Origin of the sequence: Mycolicibacter senuensis (assembly GCF_002101885.1) — a bacterium.
In the GTDB taxonomy this organism is placed as follows: domain Bacteria; phylum Actinomycetota; class Actinomycetes; order Mycobacteriales; family Mycobacteriaceae; genus Mycobacterium; species Mycobacterium senuense.
Map to the genome: position 1 here is coordinate 40,837 of NZ_LQPS01000050.1, position 14,706 is coordinate 55,542.

Genomic DNA, 14,706 nt, shown 5'->3' on the forward strand with positions numbered 1-14,706 from the left:
CGCGGTCAAGCAGCACCGCGTTCACCGTCGTCACACCCCCCTGCCGTTTTCACCCTTATCCTTGAGCACCATGCAACATTGCCTTGGCGCGGGAGGGTAGGGCAGTTGAACGGGGAGGCCGAGGAGGACCGGGCGTCCGAGACCGGGCGGTTGACCGCTGACGGCCCCGGGCGCACCAGGGTGGCGTTGCTCGGCTCCGGTGAGCTCAGCCGCGAACTGGTGACGGCGCTGCAGCGGCTGGGTGCCGAGGTGATCGCCGTCGACCGTTACGCCGACGCGGCGTTGCACCGGATCGCCGATCGTTCGATGGTGGTCGACCTGAGCGACAACGACGAACTCGCCGCGGCGATCAGGTGGTTGCAGCCGAAGTTCGTGGTGGTCGGCTCCGATGTGGTGGCCACCGATGCGCTGACGGCCGTTGTCGACACGGGTTTCACCGAATTGGTGCCGGGCATCCGCGGCGCACGGCTGGCCGCGAACCCGGAGGGGCTGCGGCGCCTGGCGGCCGACGAGCTCGGGCTGCCCACCGCGCCGTTCTGGTTCGCCGGCTCGGTCGAGGAACTTCGGGCGGTGGCAGGGCATGCCGGGTTTCCGATGGTGGTCAAGCCGGTGGTGGGAGCGCTCGGCGAGGGCCGCTCGGTGATGGTGCGCGACAGCGACATCGAACCCGCCTGGCAACGCGCGGTCTCGGCCGCCGGCCCGGGCGCGCACCCGCGGGTGCTGGCCGAGCGGGTGGTGGAGTTCGACAGCGAGGTCACGTTGCTGGCCGCGCATCGCGACGGGGCCGACGGTCCGGCACTGGATTTCTGTGCACCGATCGGGCATCGCAGCGAAGAGGACCCGAATGGTCAACTGACGGTGGAGCTTTGGCAGCCCTATCCGATGACCGCGGTAGCGCTGGACGCGGCCAAATCGGTCGCCGCGCGGGTCGCGCGGGCGCTCGGCGGACGCGGCCTGTTCGGGGTGCAACTGCTGGTTCACGGTGACGAGGTGTACTTCACCGGCGTCGACGTGCGCCCCTACGACGCGGCCCTATTGACGCTGCGCACCCAGCGGCTTTCCGGCTTCGAACTGCAGGCACGAGCGATCCTCGGGCTGGCGATCGACCCCATCATGATCTCGCCCGGCGCGGCACGGCTGATCTACTCGCGGCGGCCGCCGGGAGCGCCCGCCCCCGAGGCCGCGCCCGACAGTGTGGCCGTGGTGGCCGACGCGCTCCGGGTGGCCGAAAGCGATGCGGTGGTGTTCTCCCACCACGAGGGCCACCCTCGCCGGAGGCTGGGTTTGGCACTGGCCACCGGCCCGGATGTGGCGGTCGCCCGCGACCGGGCCGGGCAGGTCGCGGCCGTTCTGGGCAAGCTGTGGCCGTGACCCCCGCGGTGGCGTGAGCCCGCCGCGGGTGCGACACTTCGGCAGGTGAGCTACGCAGGAGACATCACACCCGAGCAGGCCTGGGCGATGCTGCGCGACGACCCCACAGCGACGCTCGTCGACGTGCGCACCGACGCCGAATGGCGCTTCGTGGGTCTGCCGGATCTGGCCGGCCTGGGCCGCGAGGTGGTCTGCGTCGAATGGGTGCACTCCGACGGCAGCCCCAATCTGGACTTCGCTCAAGAGCTGACCGCCCGGGTACCGGCCGGGCCGGCGGTGTTTTTGTGCCGCTCCGGAAACCGCTCCATTCCCGCCGCCGAACTCGCGACCGCGGCCGGTATCGCCCCGTCCTACAACGTGCTGGACGGTTTCGAGGGCCACCTCGACGCGCAGTCCCACCGCGGCGGAACCGGTTGGCGCGCACTGGGACTGCCCTGGAAACAGTCGTGAGCGATCGGCAGCGTTCGGGCTCATGCGCCGGTCCCGGCGTCGGCTCTCCTTCGCCGAGCCTCGCTGAACCGTCGGTCCGCGTCCCGAAACCGCTGCCGGACGGCGTCAGCCAGGCGACCATCGGGGTGCGCGGCGGGTTGCTGCGCTCGCAGTTCGACGAGACCACCGAGGCACTGTTCCTCAGTTCCGGCTACATCTACGATTCCGCGGCCGCCGCCGAGCAGGCGTTCACCGGTGAGGTCGACCGGTTCGTCTACTCGCGGTACGGCAATCCGACCGTGTCGATGTTCGAGGAGCGGCTGCGGCTGATCGAGGGCGCCCCGGCGGCGTTCGCGACCGCCAGTGGCATGGCGGCGGTGTTCGTGGCGCTCGGTGCGCTGCTGGGCGCGGGCGACCGATTGGTGGCCGCGCGCAGCCTGTTCGGTTCGTGTTTCGTGGTCTGCAACGAGATCCTGCCCCGCTGGGGGGTCGAGACCGTCTTCGTCGACGGCGACGACATGGCGCAGTGGGAGCAGGCGCTGACCGACCCCGCCAAGCCCACTAAAGCGGTGTTCTTCGAGACGCCGTCCAACCCGATGCAGGCGCTGGTCGACATCGCCGCGGTCACCGAGCTGGCGCATGCTGCCGGCGCGAAAGTGGTGCTGGACAACGTGTTCGCCACCCCGCTGCTGCAGCAGGGCTTTCCGCTCGGAGTGGATGTGGTGGTGTACTCGGGCACCAAGCACCTCGACGGGCAGGGCAGGGTGCTCGGCGGGGCGATCCTGGGCGACCAGGAGTACATCGACGGTCCGGTGCAGAACCTGATGCGTCACACCGGCCCGGCGATCAGCGCGTTCAACGCCTGGTTGCTGTTGAAAGGTCTTGAAACACTGGCTGTTCGGGTCGACTACGCCAATGCCGCGGCGTTGCGGATCGCGGAGTACCTGGAACAGCATCGCGCGGTGCGCTGGGTGCGGTATCCGTTTCTGTCATCGCATCCGCAGTACGACCTGGCGCGCCGGCAGATGTCGGGCGGGGGAACCGTCGTCACCTTCGAGCTCGACGCGCCCGAGAGTACGGCCAAGCAGCGGGCATTCGAGCTGTTGGACAAGCTGAGGCTGATCGACATCTCCAACAATCTGGGGGATGTGAAGTCACTGGTCACCCACCCGGCGACCACCACTCACCGGGCGATGGGGCCCGACGGGCGGGCCGCGATCGGGCTCGGTGACGGGGTGGTGCGGATCTCGGTGGGGCTGGAAGGCGTTGACGACCTGATCGCCGATCTGGACCAGGCGCTGGGATAGTTGCCGGTCAGTCGTTTTCGATGACGCCGGTGGCGTGTTGCGCACGGTCTTCGTAGGCTCGCCGGGCCTCGTTGTCCAACTGCAGGAACACCGTGTTGTTGCCGGTTTTCTTGTTCAGCCAGCGGCGACCGCGATCCGGTAGCAGGGTCGCCAGGATCGCGGTGCGGCGCCCGAAGCCGGGCACCGACACCAATGTCTTCGGCTTGTCGAGCACCTTGACCACCGCGGCCGCGACGTCTTGGGGCTCGACCGGCTTCTGCGCGGCCGACGGCGTGGTGCCCGAGATCAATTCGGTGTTGGTGAACGTCGGCAGCACCGCGCTGACCGCTACGCCCTGCGGGGCGAACTCGTCGGCCATCGCGGTGGTCAGGCCCACCACCGCGAATTTCGTTCCGGCGTAGAGCACTTGGCCGGGTACGGCCACGATCCCGGCCATCGAGGCGATATTGATGATGTGGCCGCTGCGGCGTTTGATCATCTCCGGAAGAACCAGTTGGCAGCCGTTGAGCACGCCGTAGAAGTTGACCTCGGTGGCCGACCGGAAGGTCTCCGGCGTCTGCTTGAGGAAGGGGCCGACCGGCATCACGCCGGCATTGTTGATCAGCACGTCGATGTGGCCGTCCCCGTCGGCGCGGGCCTTGTCCAGGAACATCGAGAACGACTCGCGGTCGGTGACGTCGAGGGGGTGGCCGCTGACCGGGCTGCCGGCGCCGAGTTGCTTTACCGCCTCGTTGAGCGCATGGGTGTCGCGGTCGCCGATGACGACGCGGGCGCCGCGGCGCAGCAGGGCGGTGGCGGTCGCCAGCCCGATGCCACGGGCGGCGCCGGTGATGGCGATGGTCTTACCGCGGATGTTGTCCACACCGAGGAATTTAACAGGTGTCAAGTTCTTCCGTCGACGATCTCCCGCTGCGGACCGCGGACCGGCGGGTTCTCAGGTCCAGCGGCCCAGGATCTCGCCGGCGTGCTTACCCAGGCTGACCTGCAACAGCGGACCGAAGCTGACCCGCCCGATGCCGAGCCGGCCGAACGAGGCGGGCTCGTCCTGGTCAGGCGCGGCGAGCGCGTTGACCGGCTTGGGCAGCCCGGCGGCCAGGGCGCGCAAGGTGTCCGCGTCGTGGCGGCCCACCGGGTAGAGCACGTCGGCGCCCGACTCGGCGCAGGCGGTGAGCCGGGCGATGGCGCGGTCGATGCGATCGGCGTCATCGCCGTCCTTGCGCAGGAACAGATCGGTGCGGGCGTTGATCACGAGGTGGGTGCCCGCGTCATCGGCCGCCTCGCGCAGTGCGGAGACGTACTCGGCGTGCTCGGCCGCGGACCGCAGCCGCTTGTCCTCGCTGTGCACCGAGTCCTCGATATTGGCGCCGACGACGCCGGCATCCAATAGGCCCTCGACCAGCCGCTGGGGGGATTCGGCGTAGCCGGATTCGATGTCGAGCGACACCGGCACGTCGACGGCGGCGGTGATCTGGCGGACCCTGCCCAGCACCTCGGCGAACGACATCCCTTCGCCGTCGCTGCGGCCCATCGATTCGGCCACCGGCTTGCTGCCGACCGTCAACGCGGTGAAACCGGCACCCACGGCCAGCTTCGCCGACCACACATCCCACACGGTGGGCAGGATCACCGGGTTGCCCGGCTGGTGCATCGCCAGGAACGCCGCCGCCCGCTGCCCAAGAACCTCGTGACTCGTCATTTCTCCAACTCTTCCATGTGGTATTTGCTGCCCGGCTGTCGGGGCGGGCTTTTTCGGTGAACTTTCGACCGAAACCGGCCAACGGGTCTGTCGAGGCCCGGTTTGCCCGGGCGGCCCGCGCCGCGCAGCAGCCGAGCCTGACGGCTCTCACTCGTTTCGCTGTTCCGAGACCACCTCGCGCAGCTGGTATTTCACGACCTTGCCGGACTGGGTTCGGGGGAGGGCGTCGACGACCTCCAGCCGGATCGGCAGTTTGAACGCCGCCAGCTTGTCGCGGGCGAACTCGCGCAGTTCCTCCAGCGCCAACGTCGCACCCGGGCGCAGCACCACCACCGCGGTCACCGCCTCGCCCCACTTCTCGTGCGGGGTGCCCAGCACGGCGACCTCGGCCACCGCCGGATGTCCGTAGAGCACGTCTTCGACCTCGGCCGGGTAGACGTTCTCGCCGCCGGAGATCACCATGTCCTTCACCCGGTCGATCACCCAGACGTAGCCCTCGTCATCGGCCTGGCCGATGTCGCCGGTGTGGAACCATCCCTCGGCGTCGATCACCGCGGCGGTGGCCTCGGGATTGCGCCAGTAGCCGGCCATCACCTGCGGCCCGCGCACGCAGATCTCCCCGCGCGTCCCGGCCGGCACCGGGACGTTGTTGGCGTCGACCAGGCGCACATCCGACAGCGGCAAGACCTGATTGCCCGCGGCGCCGATCTTCACGCCGACCTCGTCGGTGCGCAGTACCAACGCCAGCGGCGCCGTCTCGGTGAGTCCGTAGCCCTGTGCGAACGGGATGCCCCGCTCGCCGTAGCGGTGGATCAGCGCCTCGGGCACCGGGGCGCCGCCGCAGACGAAGTGCCGCACGCTGGACAGGTCGGCTTCGGCGAACTGCGGCAACTGGCTCATGAACAGGAACATTGCCGGTACCCCGAACATGGTGGTGACCCGGTGCTCGGCGATGAGCTTCAGCGCCTCGGCCGGGTCGAAGGCCGGCATCAGCACGATCCGACCCCCCTTCTGCAGGGTCAGCAGCGTGGTGACGTTGAGTCCGCCGATGTGAAACAACGGTGCGCACACGAGCGACACATCCTGCTGGCTGGTGTCGAACGACAACAGCGCATTGATGTTGTTCCAGAACAGGTTTGCGTGGGTGAGCATGGCGCCCTTGGGTCGCCCGGTGGTGCCCGAGGTGTACATGATCACCGCCACGTCGTCGGGCGCGGCATGCACCGGTTCGGCCAGCGGAGCACGGCCGGCGAGCAATGTGTCGGCGACTTCCCAGTCGGACACCGGGCTCAGCGCGATCGTGCGTCGCAGGCCGGCCTCGGTGCGCACCGGGTCGATCGCGGTGGCGCGCTCGGCGTCGGCCAGCAGGGTGTGCACCTGCGCGTTGCCCAGGATGTAGCAGAGCTCGTCGGCGGTGAGTCGCCAGTTCAGCGGTACGAATGCGGCGCCGATCCGGGCGGCGGCGAACAGCGTGACCAGAAAGTCGGGATGGTTGAGGCCGACATAGCCGACCCGGTCGCCGCGGCGCATCCCGCCGGTGACCAGTTCGGCCGCCAAGCGGTCGATGCGGTCCGCGAAATCCCCATAGGTCCAAGTGTTTTCGCCGAAGGTGATCGCCGTCAGCCGCGGTGTTGCCGCCGCCCGCCGAGCGATCCAGGAGCCGAGGTCGATCGGAGCTGTGGTCACTCGATGAACGCTAGCTGCGCAGGCTTGCGCCGGGGCACGATTCGGCGGGGCCGACTTCATCGCCGACGGTCGCGGCAATTAACGCTCGACCTGATTTTTTGTGGCGCCGGCACACCGGCAATTCAAATAAAGATGAGAACGGCGAGCGCTTTTATGTGGGCAATGGAATTGTTCGCGTTGATTTTAACTGTGAGCCATTGTGACGGGGGTCTCAATTAGCACTCTCACCTGGGGAAATGTTGGGTCGATGTGTGGCCGGTGGCTTGCTGGGTGACGGTAGGTGAACGGCCATTGAACATTGCTATTCGGCGTACTTTTCGGCTCGCGCATTTGGACTTCAAAGCGCTAGGTTCATGCTCGCCGCGCTGACCATTGCCCGGCAGGTGAGGAAGGGCTTCACAGATGAGCGGTCGCCGGGGTGGCGGTTCAGGTCGCCGGGTAGTCACGGCGTTGTTGGCGGTGAGCTGTTGCCTGTTGGCCGCACCGGCCGCGCATGCCGACTTCGACGACCTGCTCGACCCCCTGCTGGGCGCTGGAGCCGATCCGGACTGGGGTGGTCTGCCGCCAGATTCGGCGGATATCGGTGACCTCGGTGTCCTGCAGGACCCGCTGAGCCAGCTCGACCAGTTGTTCCACGACTCGTCGAGCCCCGCCGACGGTCCTGCCGAGTCGGCCCCCGGCGCGCCGACCAACGATCCGTCCGACTCGACCGAGGGTGACGAACACAGCAGTGCGAGCGGCGGTTCCAACAACCTGCCGAGCCTGCCGAAGTTCGGCATGCCCGGCAGCGGCTCCGGTGGCAGCGGTGGCGGGCCCGGCGGTGGCAGCGGTGGCGGCCCCGGCGGTTCCGGCGGCTCCAACCCGGGCGCCGCGAAGACCAAGGCCAACACCAGCAGCGCCGGCGGCGCCGCGGTGGTGCCGCCGGCCCCGCAGCCGTAGCCGGGCAGCGGCGGTAGCCGGGCAGCTGGCAGGCTGGCCGGGTGCCCGGTTCGATCTGCGACATCCTGCCGTCGGTGGCGGCCGCGCTCGGGGCTCCCGACGCAACCGACCTGCTCGGGCTGGGCGAACGGATCGGCGATGTGCGGCGGGTGGCGGTGGTGTTGGTCGACGGGCTGGGCCATCACCTGTTGCCACAGTTGGCCGAGGACGCCCCGCTGCTGGCCTCGGTGCTGGCCGGCACCACCGGCCAGCTGACCGAGCTGTCCTGCACCTTCCCGTCCACTACCCCGACCAGCCTGGTCTCGTTGGGGACCGGTGTGCGGCCGGGAGAACACGGGGTGCTGGGCTTCACGCTCAACGTTCCCGACACCGACCGGGTGCTCACCCACATCTTCTGGCGAGACGACCCGCCACCGGCTGCCTGGCAACCGGTGCCGACTTGGTTCGAGCGACTCCGTGACGCCGGCATCGCCGCCCGCGCGGTGCTGCCGGAGATGTTCGTCGGCAGCGGGCTCACGGAGGCCGCCTACCGCGGCGCGGAGTTTCGCCCGACCGTCAAGGGCGAGCACTACGCTGCGCGGGTCGCCGCGGAACTGGCGGCGGCACCCGGCCTGGTCTATGGCTACACCGCGGCGCTCGACCACGCCGCGCACGTCTCGGGCATCGGCTCGCCGCACTGGCACAGCGCGGCAGCGAAGGTGGATGCCCTGCTGCGTCATCTCGTCGAGCGGTTGCCCGGCGATGCGGCGCTGGTGGTGACCGCGGATCACGGTGGGCTCAACGTGCCCGACCCGGCCCGTATCGACCTGGACGCGGATCCGCGGCTACGCGCGGGCATTCGGGTGGTGGCCGGCGAGCCGCGGGTGCGTTACCTGCACACCGAGGCCGGCGCGACGGCCGACGTGCTGGCGGCCTGGACTGAACTGCTGGCCGGGCGGGCGACGGTGCACAGCCGCGACGATGCGGTGGCCGCCGGCGTCTTCGGGCCGGTGCGCGAGGAGCACCTGGCGCGCATCGGCGACATCTTGGTGACCTGCACCGGCGACACCGCGATCCTGGCGACCGAACACGAGCCGCCCCAGACGGCGCAACTGGTGGGCTTCCACGGCGGTCTCAATCCGGTCGAGACCGCGATCCCGCTGATCACCCTGCGTTGATGCGATGAAGGAGCGGAGGCCCCGCCCCTTCATCGCATCAACGCCAGGGGCTCACTCCGAGTCGCCGTACTCGTCGAACCAGTGCGCAAGTTTGCCGCGCCGGCTGACCGCGCGCAGCCGGCGTTCGGCCGACAAGCGGGTCTTGGTGGTGGTGACGATGAGCAGTTCGTCTCCGACGGTGATCCGGGTGTCGGGCTGCGGGACGAAGGTTTCGCCCTTGCGGATGATCAGCGTGATGACGCTCGGGTCGGGCAGCCGCAACTCGAGCACCGAGACGTTGTGCAGCCTCGATTCCGGCTGCACCGTCATCGTCAACAGCTCGGCCTCCAGGACGTCCAGTGGTGCCGCCTCCACCTGGATCTCGCGGGTGGCGTCCCGCGAGATCAGCCCCAGCCAATGCGCGAACAGTCCCAGACTCGGTCCCTGGACCACGGTGTACACCACCACCAGGATGAACACGATGTTGAGCAGTCGGTAGCTGTCCGGCACGCCCTCGACGATCGGGAACGTCGCGAGCACGATCGGAACCGCGCCGCGCAGGCCCGCCCAGGACAGGAAGATCTGTTCGCGCCACGGCACCTTGAACCAGATCAGCGATGCCACCACCGACAGCGGCCGGCTCAGCAACAGCAGCACCGCCCCGATCAGCAGCGCCGGGACCAGCTCCCCGCGCAGCTGGCTGGGGCTCACCAATAGGCCGAGCAACACGAACAGGCCGATCTGCGCCAGCCAGCCCAGCCCCTCGGCGAACGAGCGGATGGCCGCGCGATGCGGCAGGCCGGAGTTCGCCAGCACCACCCCGGCGAGGTAGGCGGCGATGAACCCGCTGCCGTGCACCCACGCGGCCGCCGCGAACGCCACCATGCCCAGCCCGAACGTCGCCAACGGGTACAGGCCGGAGGCCGGAAGGGCGGCACGGCGCAGCGTCATCGCCCCGAGCAGCCCGGCGACCAAGCCGATCGCCGACCCCACCGCCAACTCGAAGACCACGTCGGCGATGGCGTGCACCGGCGCGATGGTCAGCGGCGTGGTGCTCAGCATCAGCACCACGATCGCCGCTGGCGCGTCGTTGAAACCGGACTCGGCCTCCAGCAGGCCGGCCACCCGCCGCGGCAGCGGCAAGACGCGCAGGATGGAGAAGACCGCGGCCGCGTCGGTGGGCGAGACGATCGCGCCCAGCAGGAAGGCCAGCTGCCAGCTGATCCCCAGCAGCAGGTGCGCGGCCACCGCGATCACCCCCATGCTGACCACCACGCCGACGGTGGCCAGCACCGCCGCCGGGGCGAGGAGCTTGCGAATGTTGGCGAACTTCGTCGTCAAGCCGCCTTCGACCAGGATCACCGCCAACGCGGTGGTGCCCAGGTCGCTGGCCAGTTGCACGTCGGAGAAGTCCAGCCCCAGCCCGTCATTGCCGATCGCCACCCCGACGAACAGGAACAGCAGCAGGCTGGGCAGACCCACCCGGTCCGCGGCGCGGGTCGCGATGATGCTGGCGAGCAGAACCAGGCCCCCGATCAGCAGGGCCAGGTAGAGCTGCTCCAGGGTCATCTGATTCCCATTCGAACCGGCGGTGGTGGCCGAACCCGCTCGTGTGATTCGCTCAAGGACAGCGGGTTCGTGTTATCTGTCAGTAAATCAGTACGGCTGTCACGACTGTGGTACACCCGGAGCAGCCGGGAGCGATGCGGGGATGAGGTGAGCGATCATGCGGGTCGGGATCGCCGGCGCCGGCGCGGTCGGGAGATCGGTGGCGCGAGAACTGATCGGTGACGGCCACCGGGTGCTGCTCATCGAGCGCAACCCGGCGCACTACGATCCCCACTCCGTCCCGGAAGCCGAGTGGCTGCTGGCCGACGCCTGTGAGTTGTCCGCGCTGCAGGAATGCGGCATCGAGATCTGTGATGTGGTGATCGCCGCCACCGGCGACGACAAGGCGAACCTGGCCACCGCGCTGCTGGCCAAGGCCGAGTTCGGGGTGGCCCGGGTGGTGGCCCGGGTCAACAACGCGCGCAACGAGCGGTTGTTCACCGAGGAGTGGGGCATCGACGTGGCGGTCTCCACACCCCGCGCGATGGTCGCCGCAGTGGAGGGCGCCATCGACGTCGGCCACCTGGTGCCGTTGATGGGCTTGCGGCGCGGTCAGGCCAGCCTGACCAAACTGACACTGCCCGAAGACAATCCACTGATCGGCCGGCAGATCTGCGATATCGCGCTGCCGGAGGGCGCCGCCCTGCTCGCGGTGCTGCGTGGCGACGCGGTCATCCTGCCGCGAACCGCCGATGCGCTGCGGGCCGGCGACGAGATGCTGTTCGCGTCGGTCAGCGGGATGGACGATCAGGTCCGAGCGGTCGTGCATGGGGTGCCGGCCGGCAGAAGAACGCTTTGACCGCCGTGCCGCCGCGGTGGACAGCGATGAACACGGCAGCTGCTTCCGGGGATGACACGGCGAGCCTGGCGACCGGCGCCGGCGTGATCGCGACGGTGCTGGCCGCGGCGCGGGCCGCGGCGACATCGCGCGAATTGATCAACGACCCGTTCGCCGCGCCGTTGGTGCACAAGGTGGGCCTGGAGTTCTGCGTCCGGGTGGCCGACGGGGACCTCGACATCAGCCGGCTGGGCAAGGACGGCGGATTTCCGCGGCTGGCGGAGTTCTCCGCGGCGCGCACCAACTTCTTCGACGCGTTTCTGACCGACGCCGCGCGCGGCGGGATCCGCCAGGCGGTGATGCTGGGGTCGGGGCTGGACACCCGCGCCTATCGGTTGTGGTGGCCGGCCGAGACCACCGTCTACGAGGTGGATCATCCTGCGGTGGTCGACTTCAAGGCCACCACCATGCGCGACTGGGGCTGCGTGCCCAGCGTCAACCGTCGCGCGGTCGGTGTCGATCTGCGCGGCGACTGGCTGACCGCACTGCGGCGAGTGGGTTTCGACGCCGCCGCACCCACCGCGTGGATCATCGAGGGTCTGCTGGTCTGGTATGTGCCGTCGGATGCCCAGAATCGGCTGCTCGACGGCGTCACCGCGCTCAGCGCCCCGGGCAGCCGGCTCGCCGCCGACCACGCGGTGCCGCCGAGTCGGCCGCAGGCGGTGCATCACGAGTCGCTCGTCGAGCGCTGGCGGCGACGCGGCCTGAGTCTGACCGGGCCCGGGCCGTTCTATTCCGGAGAGCACACCGATGTGGTGCGGCACCTGAAGGAAAGCGGATGGGCGACGGTTGAATCCGGGATCGCCGAGTTGTTCTCCGCGGCACGGCTGCCACGGCTGAGCGATCGCGAACTCGACGGCGCCCCGGCGGTGATCCGTTACGTCGCCGCCACCCGTACCTCTGATCGCTGATTCCCTCTGTAGGCGCGGGAAGTATTGCGGGAGAATTTATCTCAGATCACGTGGCAACTTGTGCGAACCTCGTCACTGCGCAGGGCGGTCGCTGCCACTCGGTTTGTCCAAGAGCGGCTTTCGAAAACTACCTTGCAGTCAACACACAGCGAATTCTCGGAGGGCGTCCCTGGTTTGAAGGGCCAAGTAGTGACTGCGGCAGGAGGAGCACCGCCCGCCCGGCCGACCGACCCGCGACAGACCGGGGCCCCGGCGGGGCTGGAGGGCTCGCCCTCGGCCGCACCGGGGCCCGGTTGCACCGTCAGTTTCGCAGCAGGGTTTATCCAGCCATGAATTCGGCGTAGGCCGAAGCCAATTCGGGCGGAAGCACCGTCGTCTGGCACTGCCGTTGCTTCTCACCGATCGGCGCGAGGATGCCACGCAACTCGTAGTACTCCTGCGGGTTAGCGGTGAAATAGCTGCGCACGTCCGCCGCAGCCTGCGGCCGCGGTGCGCTGATCGCCTGGTTCACCACCGCGTTGGCGCCGGGGTGAGTGCTCAGGTACTGCCGAGCCGAACCGGTGACCGAGTCGACGGTGCTCGTCACCGCCGCGTGACTGCAGTCCGGCGCCGCTGATGCCGACGGTGCGGCGATCAGGGTGGCCATCAAGAATCCAGTGGCGCCCAGCAATCCGGCGCCGGGGCCGAGTCGCCGAATCATGGTGACGCCGAGGGGTTTCGACATGGATGTTTCCTTCCGGGTGAGTGAATGCAATTCCCGTCCGGAGCCCAAGGTACGCGCGGTCGTTAGCAGCGCTGTGTGTCGTGGAGCACACCCGAATGCGCTCTGCGCCAACCGGTCCAGCAGTCGCCGGTCGATTGGGGAAAGCGCGCCGCAGATGCGGAACCGGTCGGTAAGGGCGCTCTTAAACTCCGGGATCAGCGCTTATCGGATCGTGACCTTAGGGTTTGCCTGCACGGCCGATTGCGGCCTCGGCGGCCTCCCGGATCGGGCCCCGCCATACGTCGCCGTGACCCGGCGCGAGCACCTCGGTCTCCAGCAATGCCAAGGCCGACAGGCTGCGGATGCAGTCTCGCTGGCTGTGGCTGAACAGTGCCGGCAGCAACTGCGGTCCGGTATGCGCCAGCACCGGGTGGCCGGTGATCAGCGCGTCCCCGCTGGCCAGCACGCCATCGACCAGATACGAGCAGTGGCCGCGAGTGTGACCCGGGGTGGGGATGGCGGCCGGCTGGCCGGGCAGACCGGCGGCGACCTCCCCGGTCAGCGGCTGGGCGGATGGGATGCCCTCGCGGTTCAGGCCACCGTTGCGCAGCACGTGCAGGCTCCACCGCGCCCAACTCGGCCGCCACAGCTGCGGGGCCACCGCCAGCGGCGAAGCCTGCTCCAGATACTCCCGCTTGGCGTGTCCCACTTCGTCGGCGTGGCAGTAGACCGGTGTTCCGTAGGTCTTGGCGAGCCAGATCGCCGCGCCGAAATGGTCGACGTGGGCGTGGGTGAGCAGTACCGCGCGCACCTCGGCCGCGCTGTACCCCAGTGCGCCCAGCGACGCCAGCACGTCGGTGCGGTCGCCGGGGTAACCTGCGTCGATGAGCAGTACGCCGGTGTCGTCGGTCACCAACAACCAGTTGACCGCCTCGCCGCGGGCCAAGTAGACCCGCTCGGTCACCGGAACCACCTCGACCAGCCTCGCACCCATGCCCGTGAGTCTAGGAAGATCACGGGAGAGTAGAAAAGGTGGATATGGCGGAACTGAAACTCGGATACAAGGCATCGGCGGAGCAGTTTGGACCGCGGGAACTGGTGGAACTCGGCGTGGCCGCCGAGTCGCACGGCATGGACAGCGCCACCGTCAGCGACCACTTCCAACCCTGGCGCCACGAAGGCGGGCACGCCCCGTTCTCACTGGCCTGGATGACCGCGGTCGGCGAGCGCACCAAGAAGCTCCAGCTGGGGACCTCGGTGCTGACCCCGACGTTCCGGTACAACCCGGCCGTCGTCGCGCAGGCCTTCGCCACGATGAGCTGCCTGTACCCCCAGCGGGTCTTCCTGGGAGTGGGCACCGGCGAGGCGCTGAACGAGATCGCCACCGGCTTCATCGGCGAGTGGCCCGCGTTCAAGGAGCGGTTCGCCCGGCTGCGCGAGTCGGTGCGGCTGATGCGCGAGCTGTGGCGAGGCGAGCGGGTCGATTTCGACGGCGACTACTACAGCCTCAAGGGCGCCTCGATCTACGACGTGCCCGACGGCGGTGTGCCGGTCTACATCGCGGCGGGCGGTCCGGCGGTGGCGAAATACGCCGGCCGGGCCGGTGACGGCTTCATCTGCACCTCCGGCAAGGGCGAAGAGCTCTACACCGAGAAGCTGATGCCGGCCGTGCACGAAGGTGCGGCGGCCGCCGAGCGGGACGTCGACGGGATCGACAAGATGATCGAGATCAAGATCTCCTACGATCCGGATCCCGAGTTGGCGCTGAACAACACCCGGTTCTGGGCGCCGCTGTCGCTGAGCGCCGAACAGAAGCACTCCATCGACGACCCGATCGAGATGGAGAAGGCCGCCGATGCGCTGCCGATCGAACAGATCGCCAAGCGCTGGATCGTCGCGTCGGACCCCGACGAGGCGGTGGAGCAGGTCGGACAGTACGTGAAGTGGGGCCTGAACCACCTGGTATTCCACGCCCCCGGACACGACCAGCGGCGCTTCCTGGAGCTGTTCAAAACCGACCTGGAGCCGCGGTTGCGCCGGCTGGGTTGATCGACCAGCGACCTCTATGCCGAGTGTGCGGGA

14 protein-coding genes are annotated in these 14,706 nt (G+C 68.9%); 8 read left to right on the top strand and 6 right to left on the bottom strand.

The window, feature by feature from the left end:
* Positions 1 to 105: 105 nt before the first annotated feature.
* Genes purT through AWC24_RS18960 form a run of 3 tightly spaced genes read left to right on the top strand, consistent with a single transcriptional unit; the run spans position 106 to position 3,107 of the window.
* Positions 106 to 1,371, top strand: coding sequence for a formate-dependent phosphoribosylglycinamide formyltransferase (gene purT, locus AWC24_RS18950; protein WP_085088001.1), 1,266 nt, complete (start codon positions 106 to 108; stop codon positions 1,369 to 1,371).
* A gap of 45 nt (positions 1,372 to 1,416) precedes the next feature.
* The gene (locus AWC24_RS18955; protein WP_085088004.1) at positions 1,417 to 1,821 is read left to right on the top strand and encodes a rhodanese-like domain-containing protein; all 405 of its coding nucleotides are present in this window, start codon (positions 1,417 to 1,419) and stop codon (positions 1,819 to 1,821) included.
* On the top strand, positions 1,818 to 3,107 hold the full coding sequence (locus tag AWC24_RS18960; RefSeq protein ID WP_272937720.1) for an O-succinylhomoserine sulfhydrylase: 1,290 nt from the start codon (positions 1,818 to 1,820) through the stop codon (positions 3,105 to 3,107). The genes AWC24_RS18955 and AWC24_RS18960 overlap by 4 nt, the downstream gene beginning before the upstream one ends.
* Positions 3,108 to 3,114: 7 nt before the next feature.
* Here the strand turns inward: AWC24_RS18960 and AWC24_RS18965 are convergent, their stop codons facing one another.
* From AWC24_RS18965 to AWC24_RS18975, 3 genes are all read right to left on the bottom strand, one after another.
* Positions 3,115 to 3,969 carry an SDR family oxidoreductase gene (locus AWC24_RS18965; protein ID WP_085088010.1) on the bottom strand — a complete coding sequence of 285 codons (855 nt, stop codon included), beginning with the start codon at positions 3,967 to 3,969 and terminating at the stop codon, positions 3,115 to 3,117.
* Positions 3,970 to 4,041: 72 nt separating this feature from the next.
* Positions 4,042 to 4,803: an isocitrate lyase/PEP mutase family protein gene (locus tag AWC24_RS18970; protein ID WP_085088012.1), complete on the bottom strand. Its 762-nt coding sequence runs from the start codon at positions 4,801 to 4,803 to the stop codon at positions 4,042 to 4,044.
* A 147-nt stretch (positions 4,804 to 4,950) separates the two neighbouring features.
* Positions 4,951 to 6,489, bottom strand: coding sequence for an acyl-CoA synthetase (locus AWC24_RS18975; protein WP_085088016.1), 1,539 nt, complete (start codon positions 6,487 to 6,489; stop codon positions 4,951 to 4,953).
* Between the two features lie 402 nt (positions 6,490 to 6,891).
* Between AWC24_RS18975 and AWC24_RS22250 the strand changes: the two genes are divergently transcribed.
* The gene (locus tag AWC24_RS22250; protein WP_234807439.1) at positions 6,892 to 7,428 is read left to right on the top strand and encodes a hypothetical protein; all 537 of its coding nucleotides are present in this window, start codon (positions 6,892 to 6,894) and stop codon (positions 7,426 to 7,428) included.
* Between the two features lie 41 nt (positions 7,429 to 7,469).
* Positions 7,470 to 8,585, top strand: a complete 1,116-nt coding sequence (locus AWC24_RS18985) for an alkaline phosphatase family protein (RefSeq protein ID WP_085088022.1) — start codon at positions 7,470 to 7,472, stop codon at positions 8,583 to 8,585.
* A 51-nt stretch (positions 8,586 to 8,636) separates the two neighbouring features.
* Here AWC24_RS18985 and AWC24_RS18990 read toward each other — a convergent pair whose 3' ends face one another.
* On the bottom strand, positions 8,637 to 10,133 hold the full coding sequence (locus tag AWC24_RS18990) for a potassium/proton antiporter (RefSeq protein WP_085088025.1): 1,497 nt from the start codon (positions 10,131 to 10,133) through the stop codon (positions 8,637 to 8,639).
* A 157-nt stretch (positions 10,134 to 10,290) separates the two neighbouring features.
* On the opposite strand from AWC24_RS18990, the gene AWC24_RS18995 reads away from it, so the two are divergent.
* Together AWC24_RS18995 and AWC24_RS19000 are read left to right on the top strand one after the other, a co-directional pair.
* Positions 10,291 to 10,971 (top strand): potassium channel family protein, encoded by a 681-nt coding sequence (locus AWC24_RS18995; RefSeq protein WP_085088028.1) that lies wholly within the window; start codon positions 10,291 to 10,293, stop codon positions 10,969 to 10,971.
* 26 nt (positions 10,972 to 10,997) lie between these two features.
* Complete coding sequence (locus AWC24_RS19000) at positions 10,998 to 11,921, top strand: SAM-dependent methyltransferase (protein ID WP_085088031.1); 924 nt, start codon at positions 10,998 to 11,000, stop codon at positions 11,919 to 11,921.
* A gap of 319 nt (positions 11,922 to 12,240) precedes the next feature.
* Here the strand turns inward: AWC24_RS19000 and AWC24_RS19005 are convergent, their stop codons facing one another.
* Both AWC24_RS19005 and AWC24_RS19010 read right to left on the bottom strand, forming a co-directional pair.
* Entirely contained in the window at positions 12,241 to 12,645 is a 405-nt protein-coding gene (locus tag AWC24_RS19005; protein ID WP_085088033.1) for a heme-binding protein, read from the bottom strand.
* Positions 12,646 to 12,862: 217 nt separating this feature from the next.
* Entirely contained in the window at positions 12,863 to 13,606 is a 744-nt protein-coding gene (locus AWC24_RS19010) for an MBL fold metallo-hydrolase (protein ID WP_174813689.1), read from the bottom strand.
* Positions 13,607 to 13,662: 56 nt separating this feature from the next.
* Between AWC24_RS19010 and fgd the strand changes: the two genes are divergently transcribed.
* The gene (gene fgd / locus AWC24_RS19015; protein WP_085088041.1) at positions 13,663 to 14,673 is read left to right on the top strand and encodes a glucose-6-phosphate dehydrogenase (coenzyme-F420); all 1,011 of its coding nucleotides are present in this window, start codon (positions 13,663 to 13,665) and stop codon (positions 14,671 to 14,673) included.
* Positions 14,674 to 14,706 lie beyond the last annotated feature (33 nt).

Excerpts from the sequence above, each read along its gene's own strand:
- AWC24_RS18970 (WP_085088012.1), bottom strand. The coding sequence starts at position 4,803 with ATGACGAGTCACGAGGTTCTTGGGCAGCGGGCGGCGGCGTTCCTGGCG.
- AWC24_RS22250 (WP_234807439.1), top strand. The coding sequence starts at position 6,892 with ATGAGCGGTCGCCGGGGTGGCGGTTCAGGTCGCCGGGTAGTCACGGCG.
- AWC24_RS18990 (WP_085088025.1), bottom strand. The coding sequence starts at position 10,133 with ATGACCCTGGAGCAGCTCTACCTGGCCCTGCTGATCGGGGGCCTGGTT.
- AWC24_RS18995 (WP_085088028.1), top strand. The coding sequence starts at position 10,291 with ATGCGGGTCGGGATCGCCGGCGCCGGCGCGGTCGGGAGATCGGTGGCG.
- AWC24_RS19000 (WP_085088031.1), top strand. The coding sequence starts at position 10,998 with ATGAACACGGCAGCTGCTTCCGGGGATGACACGGCGAGCCTGGCGACC.
- AWC24_RS19005 (WP_085088033.1), bottom strand. The coding sequence starts at position 12,645 with ATGTCGAAACCCCTCGGCGTCACCATGATTCGGCGACTCGGCCCCGGC.
- fgd (WP_085088041.1), top strand. The coding sequence starts at position 13,663 with ATGGCGGAACTGAAACTCGGATACAAGGCATCGGCGGAGCAGTTTGGA.